The 14,679-nt window shown below is 59.9% G+C and carries 14 protein-coding genes; 9 read left to right on the top strand and 5 right to left on the bottom strand.

The features are described from left to right. Window positions 1–47 precede the first annotated feature (47 nt). The 3 genes from CKF42_RS07255 to glpE are packed head-to-tail and all read right to left on the bottom strand — an operon-like array spanning window position 48 to window position 2,014. Window positions 48–806, bottom strand: a complete 759-nt coding sequence (locus CKF42_RS07255; RefSeq protein WP_009087722.1) for a DeoR/GlpR family transcriptional regulator — start codon at window positions 804–806, stop codon at window positions 48–50. Window positions 807–836: 30 nt separating this feature from the next. Then, window positions 837–1,658, bottom strand: coding sequence for a rhomboid family intramembrane serine protease GlpG (gene glpG, locus CKF42_RS07250; protein WP_009087724.1), 822 nt, complete (start codon window positions 1,656–1,658; stop codon window positions 837–839). A 29-nt stretch (window positions 1,659–1,687) separates the two neighbouring features. Beyond that, entirely contained in the window at window positions 1,688–2,014 is a 327-nt protein-coding gene (gene glpE, locus CKF42_RS07245) for a thiosulfate sulfurtransferase GlpE (RefSeq protein ID WP_009087726.1), read from the bottom strand. Between the two features lie 225 nt (window positions 2,015–2,239). Between glpE and glpD the strand changes: the two genes are divergently transcribed. The 9 genes from glpD (at window position 2,240) to mdcH (ending at window position 11,106) form a co-directional block, all read left to right on the top strand. After that, window positions 2,240–3,745, top strand: coding sequence for a glycerol-3-phosphate dehydrogenase (gene glpD, locus CKF42_RS07240; RefSeq protein WP_009087728.1), 1,506 nt, complete (start codon window positions 2,240–2,242; stop codon window positions 3,743–3,745). A 302-nt stretch (window positions 3,746–4,047) separates the two neighbouring features. Continuing rightward, window positions 4,048–5,703 carry a malonate decarboxylase subunit alpha gene (mdcA, locus tag CKF42_RS07235; RefSeq protein WP_111207874.1) on the top strand — a complete coding sequence of 552 codons (1,656 nt, stop codon included), beginning with the start codon at window positions 4,048–4,050 and terminating at the stop codon, window positions 5,701–5,703. Beyond that, window positions 5,704–6,564: a triphosphoribosyl-dephospho-CoA synthase gene (locus CKF42_RS07230; RefSeq protein WP_111207873.1), complete on the top strand. Its 861-nt coding sequence runs from the start codon at window positions 5,704–5,706 to the stop codon at window positions 6,562–6,564. Window positions 6,565–6,572: 8 nt separating this feature from the next. Beyond that, window positions 6,573–6,872 (top strand): malonate decarboxylase acyl carrier protein, encoded by a 300-nt coding sequence (gene mdcC, locus CKF42_RS07225; protein ID WP_009087734.1) that lies wholly within the window; start codon window positions 6,573–6,575, stop codon window positions 6,870–6,872. Next, on the top strand, window positions 6,865–7,698 hold the full coding sequence (locus tag CKF42_RS07220) for a biotin-independent malonate decarboxylase subunit beta (protein ID WP_111207872.1): 834 nt from the start codon (window positions 6,865–6,867) through the stop codon (window positions 7,696–7,698). The genes mdcC and CKF42_RS07220 overlap by 8 nt, the downstream gene beginning before the upstream one ends. Then, complete coding sequence (gene mdcE / locus CKF42_RS07215; protein WP_009087737.1) at window positions 7,698–8,498, top strand: biotin-independent malonate decarboxylase subunit gamma; 801 nt, start codon at window positions 7,698–7,700, stop codon at window positions 8,496–8,498. The genes CKF42_RS07220 and mdcE overlap by 1 nt, the downstream gene beginning before the upstream one ends. Before the next feature lie 130 nt (window positions 8,499–8,628). Then, the gene (locus tag CKF42_RS07210; RefSeq protein ID WP_111207871.1) at window positions 8,629–9,588 is read left to right on the top strand and encodes an AEC family transporter; all 960 of its coding nucleotides are present in this window, start codon (window positions 8,629–8,631) and stop codon (window positions 9,586–9,588) included. Between the two features lies 1 nt (window position 9,589). After that, window positions 9,590–10,207 (top strand): malonate decarboxylase holo-ACP synthase, encoded by a 618-nt coding sequence (locus CKF42_RS07205; protein ID WP_111207870.1) that lies wholly within the window; start codon window positions 9,590–9,592, stop codon window positions 10,205–10,207. Continuing rightward, window positions 10,204–11,106 carry a malonate decarboxylase subunit epsilon gene (gene mdcH, locus CKF42_RS07200; protein WP_111207869.1) on the top strand — a complete coding sequence of 301 codons (903 nt, stop codon included), beginning with the start codon at window positions 10,204–10,206 and terminating at the stop codon, window positions 11,104–11,106. Before CKF42_RS07205 ends, mdcH begins: the two co-directional genes overlap by 4 nt. On the opposite strand, the gene CKF42_RS07195 is transcribed toward mdcH, so the two are convergent. Together CKF42_RS07195 and glgP are read right to left on the bottom strand one after the other, a co-directional pair. Next, the gene (locus CKF42_RS07195) at window positions 11,087–12,022 is read right to left on the bottom strand and encodes a LysR family transcriptional regulator (RefSeq protein WP_009087744.1); all 936 of its coding nucleotides are present in this window, start codon (window positions 12,020–12,022) and stop codon (window positions 11,087–11,089) included. The two genes, mdcH and CKF42_RS07195, sit on opposite strands and share 20 nt — an antisense overlap. 199 nt (window positions 12,023–12,221) lie before the next feature. After that, window positions 12,222–14,669, bottom strand: a complete 2,448-nt coding sequence (gene glgP / locus CKF42_RS07190) for a glycogen phosphorylase (protein WP_009087747.1) — start codon at window positions 14,667–14,669, stop codon at window positions 12,222–12,224. Window positions 14,670–14,679 lie beyond the last annotated feature (10 nt).

The following is a 14,679-nucleotide window of genomic DNA, read 5'->3' as shown; positions in this document are numbered from 1 at the left end:
ACAGCAATCAAATAAAAACGCCAGCCCGGAGGCTGGCGTGGCAGGAATCAGCAGAGTTCGAGGTGCACCTCATGCTGCTCAATCACCTTCATGACGCTGGCGGGCGGCATCTTGTCGGTGTAGATGTAATCCAGCAGACTCATATTGCCGAGGTTAACCATGGCGTTGCGGCCAAACTTCGAGTGGTCCACGACCAGCAGCGCACAGCGGGAGTTTTCAATAATCGCGCGCTTGGTCCGCACTTCGTGATAGTCAAACTCCAGCAGCGAGCCATCCATATCGATGCCGCTGATGCCGAGAATGCCGTAATCCAGCCGGAACTGCGAAATGAAGTCGAGCGTCGCCTCTCCCATTACCGCCCCATCGCGGGTGCGCACTTCGCCCCCGGCAATAATCACCCGAAAATCGGGCTTGCCCATCAGCAGCATCGCCACGTTGAGGTTGTTCGTTACCACACGCAGATCGCTGTGGTTGAGCAGCGCATGCGCCACCGCTTCCGGCGTGGTGCCGATGTCGATAAACAGCGTGGCCCCATCCGGGATCTGGCTGGCGACCCGCTGAGCAATGCGCGCTTTTTCCGCCGACCACATCATTTTACGATCGTGCCAGGCGGTGTTCTCAGAGCTGGAGGGGAGCGCCGCGCCGCCGTGGTGGCGCTGAATTTTGTTCTGATCGGCCAGATCGTTGAGATCGCGACGGATGGTCTGCGGGCTGACCTCAAAATGATCCACCAGCTCCTCAGTACTGACATATCCCTGACGACGGACCAAATCGATAATCGCGTCATGACGTTGCGTCTGCTTCACATTCCTCTCCTGTTAACCCGCAAAATCTCTTTACCGACGCGTAACGTTACGCGTATCCACCAGCGCCATCGCCAGCCCGACCAGCAGACCGGCGACGTGCGCTGCGTTGGCAATGGCCAGGCCAAAGACGCCGAACCAGCCAATCACCAGCCAGACCAGCGCAAAACCGATCAGGCCACGTTCAAGATAGACGCCGCTGTCGGGATCGCGCTCGCCGCGCAGCCAGCAGTAGCCCATCAGGGCATACACTACGCCCGACAGGCCGCCAAACCAGATGCCGCTGAATTTCGCCTGCAGCCAGCCGCTGAGCAGCGCGGAAATCAGCATAATGACAAAGAGTTTGCCGCTGCCGAGCCGCTTCTCAACCGCCCCACCCAGATACCACCACCACATCAGGTTAAACAGAATGTGCAGCAGCGAGAAGTGCAGCAGCGCATGGCTGAACCAGCGCCAGACCTGAAAATGCTGGTCATCGTCCGGCCAGGCGAGCCAGGCCATCACGGTCTGATCGCCCATTACCTGCATCAGGATAAAGACGGCGATACAGAGCACCATCACCGTCATCGTCAGCGGCCCGGCGCGCTCACGAATGTTTGCCCAGATGTTACTGCGCTCATAGCGCAGCCCGCTGTCGGTTTTGCCGCTGTGCCAGCTGGCCGCCTGATAGCGTGGGTGATTAGGGTCATGCAGAAACTGCTGAAGTTCGTTTTCGACCACGGAAAACTGGCTCTCATCATCCAGCATGATGACATAGTGCTGGTCATGCTCAATACGCAGCGTCACGCCGCGCGTTGCCATGTAGTCCACAAACGCCTGCGCCATGCGCGGCTGATTAAATTGGGTAATGCGCATCAGTAACTCTCCGTGTGACAGGCGGCCACTTACTCACTGCCCAAGGCAACCTGCTGCGGAAAGGCCGCGCGCCAGGCATCGAAACCGCCATCAATACTGTAGGCCGCACTGAAGCCCTGCCCCAGCAGATATTGTGCTGCACTTTTACTGCTGTTGCCGTGATAGCACATTACCAGCACCGGCAGGCTGTGGTCTGCACGACTGATAAAGTCGCTGAGGTTGGTGTTGGTCAGATGCAGCGCACCCGCCGCATGGCCCATCGCAAAGCTTTGCGGATCGCGGATATCGACCAGCAGTGCCCCCTGCGCCAGACGCGCCTGCGCCTGCTGCACATCAATACATTCGAACGTTTCCATGGGATCTCTCAAAGTCGTCACAATAGCGCGTAGTGTAACCCGAGAAGCCACGCCGATAACCTGACAATCGTTACGGGTATCTGTTTTTTTGGTGGACATAATGTTAGCTATATCACGCAAAAATGTTTTTAGCGGGTTAAAAGCTGGCGCTAATGTTGGTTTGCGACTATGATAATGCTCGAAAACGAACATTAGTGAACTATTCCGAACATCGGAGGAGATGACGTGGAAACCAAAGACCTGATCGTGATCGGCGGCGGCATCAACGGTGCCGGCATTGCAGCAGACGCTGCAGGACGCGGACTGTCGGTGTTAATGCTGGAGGCGCGGGATCTGGCTTGCGCGACCTCCTCTGCCAGCTCGAAACTGATTCACGGCGGCCTGCGCTACCTTGAACATTATGAATTCCGTCTGGTCAGCGAAGCGCTGGCTGAGCGTGAAGTCCTGCTGAAGATGGCACCGCACCTGGCCTTCCCGATGCGCTTCCGTCTGCCGCACCGTCCACACCTGCGTCCGGCGTGGATGATCCGCACCGGCCTGTTTATGTATGACCATCTGGGCAAACGCACCAGCCTGCCAGGCAGTAAAAGCCTGCGCTTTGGCGCGGATTCGGCCCTGAAGCCGGAGATCACGCGCGGATTCGAATATTCTGACTGCTGGGTTGATGACGCCCGTATGGTCGTGCTCAACGCGCAGGAAGTGGTGAAGCGTGGCGGCGAAGTGCGGACCCGCACCCGCGTGACCCGTGCCTGGCGTGAAGGCGGTCTGTGGAAGGTGGAAGCGGAAGATGTCGACAGCGGCAAAACCTACACCTGGCAGGCGAAAGGCCTGGTCAACGCTGCAGGCCCGTGGGTCAAGCAGCTGTTTGACGACAGCCTGAAGCTCAAATCCCCTTACGGTATCCGCCTGATCAAAGGCAGCCACATCGTGGTGCCGCGCGTGCATACCGAAAAGCAGGCTTATATCCTGCAGAACGAAGATAATCGCATCGTGTTTGTGATTCCGTGGATGGATGAGTTCTCCATCATCGGCACCACCGACGTGGAGTACAAAGGCGATCCGAAAAACGTCAACATTGATGACAGCGAAACCGACTACCTGCTGAAAGTGTTCAACGCCCACTTCAAAAAGCAGCTGACCGCTGACGACATCGTCTGGTCTTACTCCGGTGTGCGTCCTCTGTGTGATGATGAATCGGACTCACCGCAAGCGATCACCCGCGATTACACGCTGGATGTCCGTGATGACAACGGCCAGGCGCCGCTGCTGTCGGTGTTTGGCGGCAAGCTGACAACCTATCGCAAGCTGGCCGAGCACGCGCTGGAAAAACTGGCGAAGTACTATCCGAACGCCGGTCCGGCCTGGACGAAGAACTGCGTGTTACCGGGCGGGAACATCTCCGGCACCCGTGAAGATTATGCGGCCAGCCTGCGTCGTCGCTATCCGTTCATCAGTGAAAACATGGCGCGTCACTTCTCACGCACCTACGGCAGCAGCACCGAAACCCTGTTAGCCGGGGCGAAAAGCCTGAACGATCTGGGTGAGAACTTCGGTCACGAGTTTTACGAGGCGGAGCTGCGCTACCTGGTGCAGCATGAGTGGGTTCGCGAGCTGGATGATGCTATCTGGCGTCGTACCAAACAGGGTATGTGGCTGACGAAAGAGCAGCAGGCCCGCGTGGCAGAGTGGCTGGCCGCGAAAGCAAAACCGGCACTCTCGCTGGCCTCTTAAGCAGGCCGCAGAAAGCAGAAAGCAGGCTCCGGCCTGCTTTTTTTATGGGTGGCTGACCACGAACTGAACCGGTTAAACCGTGCCGCAGCCCTTTCCCCTCGCACGCTCTTCCCCTGTCACCCTGCCGTTTCCCCCTCCCCGCCTGCCTGCAGCGCCTCGGGTTTCGCCTGCCGCCAGGCCGCTCACCATCGTTACCTTAAATCTAACGTTTCACTTTTTTGCTTAATTGAACGCCGTATGCAGAACGCGCAGACTTTCTTCAGCAAAAACGTCAGTACCGCGATTCTAATCAGGAGGTTGAAATGAACACAGGCCAAACGCCTGCCCGGGAGTGGAACACACGCCGCAGTGAAAAAGCGCGTCGTATGGCCGCCTTCCCCCTCGATGGCAAAGTCATTCCTGTTGAACGAGCCACAGAAGCCCTCGAACACTTAATTGCCCCAGGCGATCGCGTGGTGCTGGAGGGGAATAACCAGAAACAGGCTGACTTCTTATCCCGCACCCTGGCGCAGGTGAATCCGGCAAAGATTCACGACCTGCACATGATTATGCCCAGCGTCGGCCGCAGTGAGCATCTCGATATTTTTGAAAAAGGCATTGCCCGCAAACTCGACTTCTCTTTTTCCGGTCCGCAGAGTCTGCGCATGTCGCAACTGCTGCAGGATGGCCAGCTGGAAATCGGCGCTATCCACACCTATATCGAACTCTACTCCCGCCTCTATGTTGACCTCTGCCCGAATGTGGCGCTGATTGCCGGTTACAAAGCTGACCGCAAAGGTAACCTCTACACCGGCCCGAGCACCGAAGATACCCCGGCGCTGGTGGAAGCCGCCGCGTTCCGTGACGGTATCGTGATAGCCCAGGTCAATGAACTGGTCGATGACGAAACCGACCTGCCGCGCGTCGATATTCCCGGCTCCTGGATCGACTACATTGTCGTTGCTGACAAACCGTTCTTTATCGAACCGCTGTTTACCCGCGATCCGCGCCTGATTAAGCAGGAACATATCCTGATGGCGATGATGGCGATTAAAGGCATCTACGCCGAACACCAGGTGCAGTCACTCAACCACGGCATCGGATTTAACACCGCCGCGATTGAGCTGCTGCTGCCCACCTACGGCGAACAGCTCGGCCTGAAAGGCAAAATCTGTAAACACTGGGCGCTGAACCCGCATCCGACGCTGATCCCGGCAATTGAGAGTGGCTGGGTGGAGAGCGTGCACTGCTTCGGCGGCGAGCTGGGGATGGAAGAGTATATCCGCGCCCGTCCCGACATCTTCTTTACCGGCAGCGACGGCTCGATGCGCTCTAACCGCGCCTTCTGTCAGCTGGCCGGCCAGTACGCAGTCGACATGTTTATCGGGGCCACCCTGCAGGTTGACGGGCTGGCCAACTCCTCGACCGTGACCCGTGGCCGCCTCTCCGGCTTTGGTGGCGCCCCGAATATGGGCCACGATCCGCACGGCCGCCGCCACGCAACCCCCGCCTGGCTGAACATGATCACCGAGCCAGACCCGATGCAGCGCGGGAAAAAACTGGTGGTGCAGATGGTCGAGACCTTCCAGGCCGGCGCAAAACCCACCTTCGTTGAAACCCTTGATGCGGTTGACGTCGCTAAATCCGCCGGGATGCCGCTGGCTCCGGTGATGATCTACGGCGATGACGTCACCCACGTGCTGACCGAGGAGGGCATCGCCTATCTCTATCGCGCAGAGAGCCTGGAAGAGCGTCGCGCCATGGTCGCCGCCGTGGCGGGCATTACCGACATCGGTCTGGGTGTGGATGCGGCGCGCGTCGCGGCCCTGCGTAAAAGCGGCAAAGTGGTCTACCCGGAAGATATGGGCATCCGCCGTTCCGACGCCACCCGTTCACTGCTGGCTGCGGGCAGCGTGGCTGAACTGGTCGAATGGTCCGGTGGTCTGTACAACCCGCCTGCTAAATTCCGGAGCTGGTAAATGAAACTCCTGTCCCAGACTCAAGCCGAGGCGCAGTCCAGCCTGCTGGCGACGATGGCGCGCGATTGCCTGATCGATGAAGCACGTCTGAGCCCCAAGCCGGGTCTGGTCGACAGTCGCGGAAACGGCGCGCATCACGATTTAACCCTGGCGCTGATGGAGCGCTCCGCTCACAGCCTGGCACCGACCTTTCTGGCGCTGGCCCGTCACAGCTGGCTGCGTCCCGCTGATATCGCCCTGCGCGAGACGGTCGGGCGTCTGGGCCGTGACGGCGAGCAGCAGATGATGGCGGCCACCGGTGGCGTGAATACCCATCGGGGAGCGATCTGGGCGCTGGGCTTACTGGTGAGTGCCGCCGCCATGCATGGCGGTGCTGCCAGTGCCGATCAGCTGACCCGCACCGCCGCCACCCTGGCCAGCCTGCCCGACCGGGCAGCACCGAAACTGTTCAGCAAAGGGTTAAAAGCGACGCACCGCTATCGGGTGCCCGGCGCACGCGAAGAGGCGCAACAGGCGTTTCCTCACGTGATGAAGCTGGCGCTGCCGCAGCTGCTGATCAGCCGGGCGGTGGGAGCCAGTGAAAGCGAAGCCCGCCTGGATGCGCTGATGGCGATCATGACTTCACTCAGCGATACCTGCGTGCTGTCACGGGCAGGGATGGCGGGGCTGACGGCGATGCAGCACGGGGCACAGGCCGTACTGCTGGCGGGCGGCTGCCGCACCGCAGGCGGAAAGCTGGCGCTGGCGCAGCTTGATCGCCGGATGCTGGCGCTCAACGCCTCGCCGGGCGGGGCCGCCGATTTGCTCGCGGCGACGCTGTTTATCGATCGGGTCTGTTCGCCTGAACACACATATTTTTAGAGGCCATTATGGAACACATCACATTATCTTTACCCGCTAACCGCCTGCTCAGTGGCAGAGCGCTGGCCGGAGTCGTGGGTTCCGGTGATATGGAAGTACTGTACACCGCAACCCAGGGCGACACGCTGAACGTTGATATCACCACCTCACTCGATAACAGCGACGCCCGCTGGAAGGCGCTGTTTGACCGCCTGAATTTGATCAACGGCCTGCCGGCCGGCGAACTGATTATCCACGATTTCGGTGCCACACCCGGTGTGGCACGTATCCGTCTTGAACAGGTTTTTGAAGAGGTGAGCCATGCGTAACGACGCCAGTTTTATTGAATTACGGGCGCGTGAACGCGCCCGTACGCTGCTGGATGCCGGTAGCTATCGCGAACTGCTGGATCCCTTTGAGGGCATTATGTCGCCGTGGCTGGCCCCGCAGGGCGTGGTGCCGCAGTCCGATGACGGCATGGTCGTGGCACGCGGCACGCTGAACGGTCAGCCTGCGGTGGTTATCGCCATCGAAGGCACCTTCCAGGGCGGCAGCATGGGCGAAGTCTCCGGGGCGAAAATGGCGGCGGCGCTGGAGCTGGCGGCGGAAGACAACCGCAACGGCATTCCGACGCAGGCGGTGCTCTGCCTGGAAACCGGTGGCGTGCGCTTACAGGAAGCGAATCTTGGCCTGGCAGCGATTGCCGATATTCATGCGGCGATTGTCGATCTGCGTCGCTACACCCCGGTGATCGGCATCATCAGCGGCACCGTTGGCTGCTTCGGCGGAATGTCGATTGCCGCCGCGCTCTGCAGCTACCTGATCGTGACACGGGAAGCGCGCCTGGGCCTGAACGGCCCGCAGGTCATTGAGCAGGAGGCGGGCATTGAAGAGTATGACTCGCGCGATCGGCCCTTTATCTGGAGCATGACCGGAGGCGAAATCCGCTACGCCAGTGGACTGGTGGATGCGCTGGTGGATGACGGCATCAACGCGGTAAAAACCGCGATGCATGACTTCATTGCCAGAGGCGTACCGGCGCAGCACCGCAGCGACAATTATGCCGACTTCCTGTCACGTCTGACGCAGTTCGACACCCGCCAGCAGGCGGACACCGCCCACATCAAACAGCTTTTCGCCCGGGAGGAGAAATAATGACCCAGACAAGCAGCCGCGGTGCAACCTGGCTGGAAAAACTCGCACCTCATGCACAGCGTCTCAGTGGCCTGTGCGCCTCTGTTCAGGTGGCTGACGGCCAGCTGAATGGCGAAAACGTCCGCTTCATCGCCGTGGTGCCCGATGCTCAGAACCACTATCCGCGCGCCGCGCAGGGGGAAGTGGGTCTGCTGGAGGGCTGGACGCTGGCGAAAGTGGTGAATGAAACGCGGGAAGAGGATAAAAACAGCGCCGTGAAACGCCCGATTGTGGCGGTCATCGACGTGCCGAGTCAGGCCTATGGTCGTCGTGAAGAGGCATTTGGTATTCATCAGGCGCTGGCGGGCGCAGCGGGTGCTTATGCTAACGCGCGCCTGGCCGGCCATCCGGTCATCGGGCTGATTGTCGGCAAGGCGATGTCCGGTGCGTTCCTGGCACACGGCTATCAGGCTAACCGCCTGATTGCGCTTAACGATCAGGGCGTGCTGGTTCACGCCATGGGCAAAGCGTCGGCGGCACGTATCACGCTGCGTTCGGTGGAGTCGCTGGAGAAACTGGCCGCCACCATCCCCCCCATGGCCTATGACGTGAGCAACTTCGCCACGCTGGGTCTGCTCTCCGATCTGCTGAACGTGGGCAATCCCGATGCGCCGTCTGACGCCGACGTGGCGATGGTGGAAATCGCGCTGCACAAGGCGATCGGCGATGCCCGCCAGGACCCGAGCCTGAAAAACCGTCTGGGTGCCTCCAACCGTCACAGCTCTTCCCTGGTGCGCGAGCGTATGCGCGCGACCTGGTAAACCGATAAAAAAATAAACCTGCCGAATCCGGTCTGACGGGGCGTGTCACAGCGCCCCGGCGCAGTGGCCGTGTTCAGAATTATAAACATCGCTGTTTTTTGGAAATTTCTTTCTTAATAACAGGTGATTTATGATTTATATAATTGTGCATGCCCTTGCGCCTATCTTTGTCATTATGCTGCTGGGTTTCTGGGCCGGTAAGTGCGGAATGGTCAATAACAAAGACGTTTCGCTGCTGAATATTTTCGTGATGGATTTTGCGCTGCCCGCCGCGCTGTTCAGCGCCACGGTGCAGACACCCTGGGCCGGGATTGTGGCGCAGTCGCCGCTGATTGTGGTCCTGACCGGGGCGATGTGGATCACCTATGCGGCGATCTATTTCCTGGCCACCGGCGTATTTAAAAAGTCGCCACAGGATGCGGCGGTGCTGACGCTGACCGTCGCCTTACCCAATTACGCGGCGCTGGGCCTGCCGATTCTGGGCAGCGTGCTGGGCGAAGGCTCATCCACCTCGCTCTCGGTCGCTGTCTCTATCGCCTGCGGTTCGGTGCTGATGACGCCCTTCTGCCTGCTGATTCTGGAGCGGGAAAAAGCGCGCAGTGCGGGTGAGAATGTGGGGTCGACGCTGACCATGCTGCCGGTGCTCATGTGGCGCTCCGTTAAAAAACCGATCGTCTGGGGTCCGCTGCTGGGCGTGGTGCTTTCTGCGCTGGGCGTCAGAATGCCGGAGCTGGTGCTTTCGGCTATTAAGCCGCTGGGCCTGGCCGCCACCGCGGCGGCGCTGTTCCTGACCGGTGTGATCCTTTCTGCCCGTCAGCTGAAACTCAACGCCGTCGTGGGCGTCGGCACGGTGGCGAAACTGCTGATTCAGCCCGTGATTGCCTGGGGTCTGGTGCTGGCGCTGGGGCTGAACGGCTCAGTGGCGATCACCGCGATCCTGATGATTGCGCTGTCGGCCGGTTTCTTTGGTGTAGTGTTCGGCAACCGCTTTGGCGTTCAGTCGCCGGATGCTGAAGCCGTGCTGCTGTTAAGTTCGGTGCTCTCTATTCTGTCGTTGCCCCTGTTCATTACGCTGACATCAGGAATGTAATATGACCGCGCCCTGCCCCCATGATCTGCTCTGGCTGCGTGACCGCAGCGCATTAGCCACGATTTCAGCGTGCTGGGTCGGAACGTTCTGGCATCCCGGCCTGCCGGTGGTGGTGCGGCGCGATCATCGCGAATCCGGCCTGATCCCGATTGGAGTGCGCGGTGAACGGCGGGAGCAGCGTGCCGCCGGATGGGTTCATCCGGACGATATTGTCCGGGTGATAACGCCGGAGAGGCTGGCCGATCGCCCCCTGCTGCAGGCTTCCCCTTTCAGCGCCTTTGCCCCGGTTCGCGCGGCGATCGTGCTGAGTGAGGCGGAGTGGCCGTGGCGCTGGGGGATCACCGGCAGCACCGGTTATGCGCTGGCGACGCAGCAGCCCACGCTGCACGCCGCCAGCGATCTCGATCTGGTGATTCGCGCCCCGCAGCCTCTGGACCGGGCTGCGCTGCAACGGTGGCAGAATCAGACCGACGCGCTGGCGTGCCGGGTGGATACCCAGGTGGAAACGCCTGCCGGTGCATTTGCCCTCAACGAGTGGCTGCGCGAGGGACAGGTGCTGCTGAAAACCGACACCGGCCCCCTGCTGACCGCTTCACCCTGGAGCAGAGAAACCTCATGAAAATACTCTTTACCTTTCCCGGCCAGGGCACCCAGCGAGCCGGCATGCTGCAGCATCTGCCTGACGGCGAGGCGCTGTTAGCCCGCGTGCGGGCGGTACTGGGCGACGAAACTGACAGGCTCGACAGCGACGAGGCGCTGCAGCACACCCGCGCTGTCCAGCTCAGCCTGCTGATCAGTGGGGTCGCGTGGGCGCACGAGCTGATACGTCGCGGGGTGAAGCCGGATATCGTCAGCGGTCTGTCGATTGGCGCATTTCCGGCGGCAGTGGTGTCAGGTGCGCTCGATTTCAGCGACGCCCTGCGGCTGGTGGCATTGCGCGGCGACCTGATGGAGCAGGCTTATCCGCAGGGATATGGCCTGACGGCGATCACCGGCCTGACGCTGACGCATCTGGAAACGCTGCTGCCTGGCAGCCACACTTACATTGCCAATCTGAATGCCGAAACGCAGATAGTGATTGCCGGTCGTGATGAGGATATGGCACGGGTGGCGCAGAGAGCGCTGGAGGCAGGCGCCAGTAAGGCGATCAGGCTGGCGGTGAGCGTGCCGTCGCACTGCGCGCTGCTGGACAAACCGGCGGCAGAACTGGCGCGTGCGTTTGAATCCGTGCGCCTCTCCCGTCCCGATTGTGCTTACCTCAGCGGCTCAACCGCACGGGTGATCCACGACCCGGAGAAGATCGCGGAGGATCTGGCGTTCAATATGGCGCGGACCGTGCAGTGGTATGACACCATGGTCTCGGCTAACCAGCGCGATGCCCGTCTGGCGATTGAGATGCCGCCAGGCAATGTGCTGACCGGCCTGACCCTGCAGGCGGGCTGGCAGGGCGATGCAATCAGCCTGGAACGCAACGGCGTCGATGTGGCAGGTCATCTGGCTAAACGGCTGGAACGGTAAGGTTACGGGCATACATGCGCCCTTCTGCCGCCAGGGCCAGCAGGTCATTGTCGCGTTCGCGGCGATGCGAATAGACAATCGCAACCTGCTGCCGCATCTGGTAAGGCGCCGCGAGCGTCAGCAGCTGGATATTGTTTTCATAGACTTTCCGCATCCTTCCTGGAATCAGCGCCAGGCCAACGCCCGCCTGCACCAGACTGATCATGGAGAAGATGTCATTCACCTTCGTCACCATGCGTGGTTCAAATCCCGCGATCTGAAACGCCTCCTGCGAACCGGCATAGGTGGCAAATCCCTCGGCCAGTGAGACAAAATCGCGGTCGGCATAGTCACGCAGATCGACCGGTGCGTCGCCGCTGCCCGTTTCGCCAGCCGGCGCCGCCAGACAGATCGTGTCCTCGAACAGCGGGATCACATCAAACCGGGCCTCGCTGAGTTCGCCCTCATGGGTGGCAATCAGGATCGCGTCCAGCGCATCATCTTCCAGCATATTCAGCAGCATCTGGTTAGAGCCCATGGTCAGATCCAGCTCCAGCGTCGGCCGGCGCAGTTTCATGCCCATAATCAGCCGGGGAATGGTTTCAAGCGTCAGCGAGTAGAGTGTGCCAAGCCGCAGCCGTCCTCCACCGATACCCGCCACTTTGCGGGCCTCCTCAATGCCTTTGCCCATCAGGGCCGTGACGTCGCGACAATAGTCCAGCAGCGTCCAGGCGGCGGGCAGCGGCACCAGATTGCGCCCTTTGTGGATAAACAGCGGGCAGTCGATGCCCTCTTCCAGCGTGTGCAGCGCGCGGTGCACGCTGACGCTGCTCAGCTCCAGCGCTTCCGCCGTGCGGGCGATATTGCCTTTCGTCATAAACATCATGAAGACGCTGAGCTTCCGGAAGGTAATTTCCTGATTGATATTGTCACTCATGGGCTGCTGTTGCCTGTAAGGTCATTTTGCTTTTCCGCATAGTAGCGATTCTCCGCCAGCCTGTAATGATCTGGCTCGCAGCCGGATGATTTACTGCGGCTGAAGGCGGAATCTGCGGAGGTCAGGGAGGAGCGGAACGGGCAGAAAAAAGTGCGGCCGGTTTCCCGGCCGCAGAGCAGATGGATTGACGGCGCGCGCCTTACAGCCTTATCGGTGAAATGTTCCAGATCTCATCGGCATACTCCTGAATCGTCCGGTCAGACGAGAAGTAACCCATGCCGGCGATATTTTTCGCCGCACGGCGCTGCCACTCTTCCGGCTTACGGTAGAGCGCATCCACCTTGTCCTGCGTATCCACATAGCTGCGATAATCGGCCAGTAACTGGTAGTGGTCGCCGAAGTTCACCAGCGAATCGAACAGGTTGCGGTAGCGACCCGGATCCTGCGGGCTGAAGACGCCCGACGCGATCTGCGTCAGCACCTGATGCAGCTCTTCATCACCTTCGTAATAGTCACGTGGGTTGTAGCCGCCCTGACGCAGGGCTTCTACCTGCGGCGTGGTATTGCCGAAGATGAAGATGTTCTCTTCGCCGACGTGATCCAGCATCTCCACGTTGGCACCATCCAGCGTACCGATCGTCAGCGCGCCATTCAGGGCAAACTTCATGTTACTGGTGCCGGACGCTTCCGTTCCGGCGGTCGAGATCTGCTCAGAGAGATCGGCGGCCGGAATGATGATCTGTGCCAGACTCACGCTGTAGTTCGGGATGAAGACCACTTTCAGTTTGTTCTTCACCTGCGGATCGTTGTTGATGATGTTGGCGACATCGTTGATCAGATGGATAATGTGTTTGGCAACGTAGTAGGCGGAGGCCGCTTTACCGGCAAAGATATTGACGCGCGGCACCCAGTCCGCCTGCGGATCGGCCTTGATACGGTTGTATCGGGTGATCACATGCAGCACGTTGAGCAGCTGACGCTTGTACTCGTGAATACGCTTGATCTGCACATCAAACAGCGCATTCGGGTCGAGCACCACGTCCAGGTTTTTTGCCACCCACTCGGCCAGCCGGCGCTTGTTCTGATGCTTGGCAATCGCCACTTTCTCGATAAACGCCGGGTAGTCGATCTGCGCTTTCAGCTCATCCAGCTGGCTGAGATCGGTGCGCCAGTTGCGGCCAATCTCCTCATCCAGCACCTCTGACAGCGCCGGGTTAGCCAGCGCCAGCCAGCGACGCGGAGTGACGCCGTTGGTTTTGTTGCAGAAGCGGCCCGGGAACAGGCGGGAGAAGTCTGCAAACAGCGACTGCACCATCAGGTTGGAGTGCAGCTCTGAGACGCCATTCACTTTATGGCTGACCACCACCGCCAGCCAGGCCATGCGTACCCGGCGACCGTCGTTCTCGTCGATGATCGAAATGCGCGACAGCAGATCCAGATCGTCAGGATAGTGATCCTGAATCGTCTTGAGGAAGAAGTCGTTAATTTCAAAAATAATGCTGAGATGACGCGGCAGGATCTTGCCGATCATATCCACCGGCCAGGTCTCCAGCGCTTCGGTCATCAGCGTATGGTTGGTATAGGAGAAGACCTGACAGCAGACGTCAAAGGCGCTGTCCCAGCTGAATTTATGCTCGTCGATCAGCAGGCGCATCAGTTCGGGGATCGCCAGCACCGGGTGCGTGTCATTCAGGTGGATGGCGATCTTATCCGCCAGGTTGTCCCAGGTCTGATGCATGCGCCAGTGACGATTCAGAATGTCCTGCACCGTGGCAGATACCAGGAAGTACTCCTGACGCAGACGCAACTCGCGCCCGGAATAGGTGGAGTCATCGGGATAGAGGACGCGTGAGACGTTTTCGGAGTGGTTTTTATCTTCCACCGCCGCAAAGTAGTCGCCCTGGTTGAACTTACCGAGGTTGATTTCGTTACTGGCCTGCGCGCCCCAGAGGCGCAGCGTGTTGGTGGCGTCGGTGTCGAAGCCCGGGATGATCTGGTCATAGGCCATCGCCAGGATCTCTTCGGTCTCCAGCCAGCGCACTTTCGCCCCTTCGTGCTGGACGCGGCCGCCGAAACGCACCTTGTAGCGGGTGTTGAATCGCTGAAATTCCCACGGATTGCCATACTCAAGCCAGTAATCGGGCGACTCTTTCTGCTCACCTTCCACAATGTTCTGTTTGAACATGCCGTAATCGTAACGGATGCCATAGCCGCGGCCCGGCATACCCAGCGTCGCCAGCGAATCGAGGAAACAGGCCGCCAGACGGCCCAGACCGCCGTTGCCTAAGCCCGGATCGTTCTCCTCCTCCATCAGCTCGGCCAGATCCAGCCCCATCTCGTCGAGGGCCTGGTTGAGATCGTCATAGATCCCCATCGCCAGCAGCGCATTCCCCAGGGTGCGCCCCATCAGGAACTCCATCGACAGGTAGTAAACCTGCCGCACATCCTGCGACAGCTGAGCGCGGCTGGAGCGCAGCCAGCGCTCCACCATCCGATCGCGAACCGCCAGCAGCGCGGCGTTCAGCCACTCATGCTTGTTGGCAATAGAGGGGTCTTTGCCGATGGTAAACATCAGTTTGTACGCAATCGAATGCTTTAAAGCATCCACCGTCAGCGTGGGTGAAGCGTAAGTGAAAGGTGCATTCATATCCGGTTTT

This window comes from Pantoea sp. ARC270, assembly GCF_003236725.1.
GTDB classification, from domain to species: Bacteria; Pseudomonadota; Gammaproteobacteria; order Enterobacterales; family Enterobacteriaceae; genus Pantoea; species Pantoea anthophila.
The sequence above is the reverse complement of the archived record's forward strand: the minus strand, read 5'-3'. Positions and strand labels throughout refer to the sequence as shown.

What these genes read in the sequence shown, in the direction of transcription:
- glgP (WP_009087747.1), bottom strand. Translation starts at nt 14,669, where the DNA reads ATGAATGCACCTTTCACTTACGCTTCACCCACGCTGACGGTGGATGCT.
- CKF42_RS07195 (WP_009087744.1), bottom strand. Translation starts at nt 12,022, where the DNA reads ATGAGTGACAATATCAATCAGGAAATTACCTTCCGGAAGCTCAGCGTC.
- mdcA (WP_111207874.1), top strand. Translation starts at nt 4,048, where the DNA reads ATGAACACAGGCCAAACGCCTGCCCGGGAGTGGAACACACGCCGCAGT.
- glpG (WP_009087724.1), bottom strand. Translation starts at nt 1,658, where the DNA reads ATGCGCATTACCCAATTTAATCAGCCGCGCATGGCGCAGGCGTTTGTG.
- mdcE (WP_009087737.1), top strand. Translation starts at nt 7,698, where the DNA reads ATGACCCAGACAAGCAGCCGCGGTGCAACCTGGCTGGAAAAACTCGCA.
- CKF42_RS07220 (WP_111207872.1), top strand. Translation starts at nt 6,865, where the DNA reads ATGCGTAACGACGCCAGTTTTATTGAATTACGGGCGCGTGAACGCGCC.
- glpE (WP_009087726.1), bottom strand. Translation starts at nt 2,014, where the DNA reads ATGGAAACGTTCGAATGTATTGATGTGCAGCAGGCGCAGGCGCGTCTG.
- mdcH (WP_111207869.1), top strand. Translation starts at nt 10,204, where the DNA reads ATGAAAATACTCTTTACCTTTCCCGGCCAGGGCACCCAGCGAGCCGGC.
- mdcC (WP_009087734.1), top strand. Translation starts at nt 6,573, where the DNA reads ATGGAACACATCACATTATCTTTACCCGCTAACCGCCTGCTCAGTGGC.
- CKF42_RS07210 (WP_111207871.1), top strand. Translation starts at nt 8,629, where the DNA reads ATGATTTATATAATTGTGCATGCCCTTGCGCCTATCTTTGTCATTATG.
- CKF42_RS07230 (WP_111207873.1), top strand. Translation starts at nt 5,704, where the DNA reads ATGAAACTCCTGTCCCAGACTCAAGCCGAGGCGCAGTCCAGCCTGCTG.
- CKF42_RS07205 (WP_111207870.1), top strand. Translation starts at nt 9,590, where the DNA reads ATGACCGCGCCCTGCCCCCATGATCTGCTCTGGCTGCGTGACCGCAGC.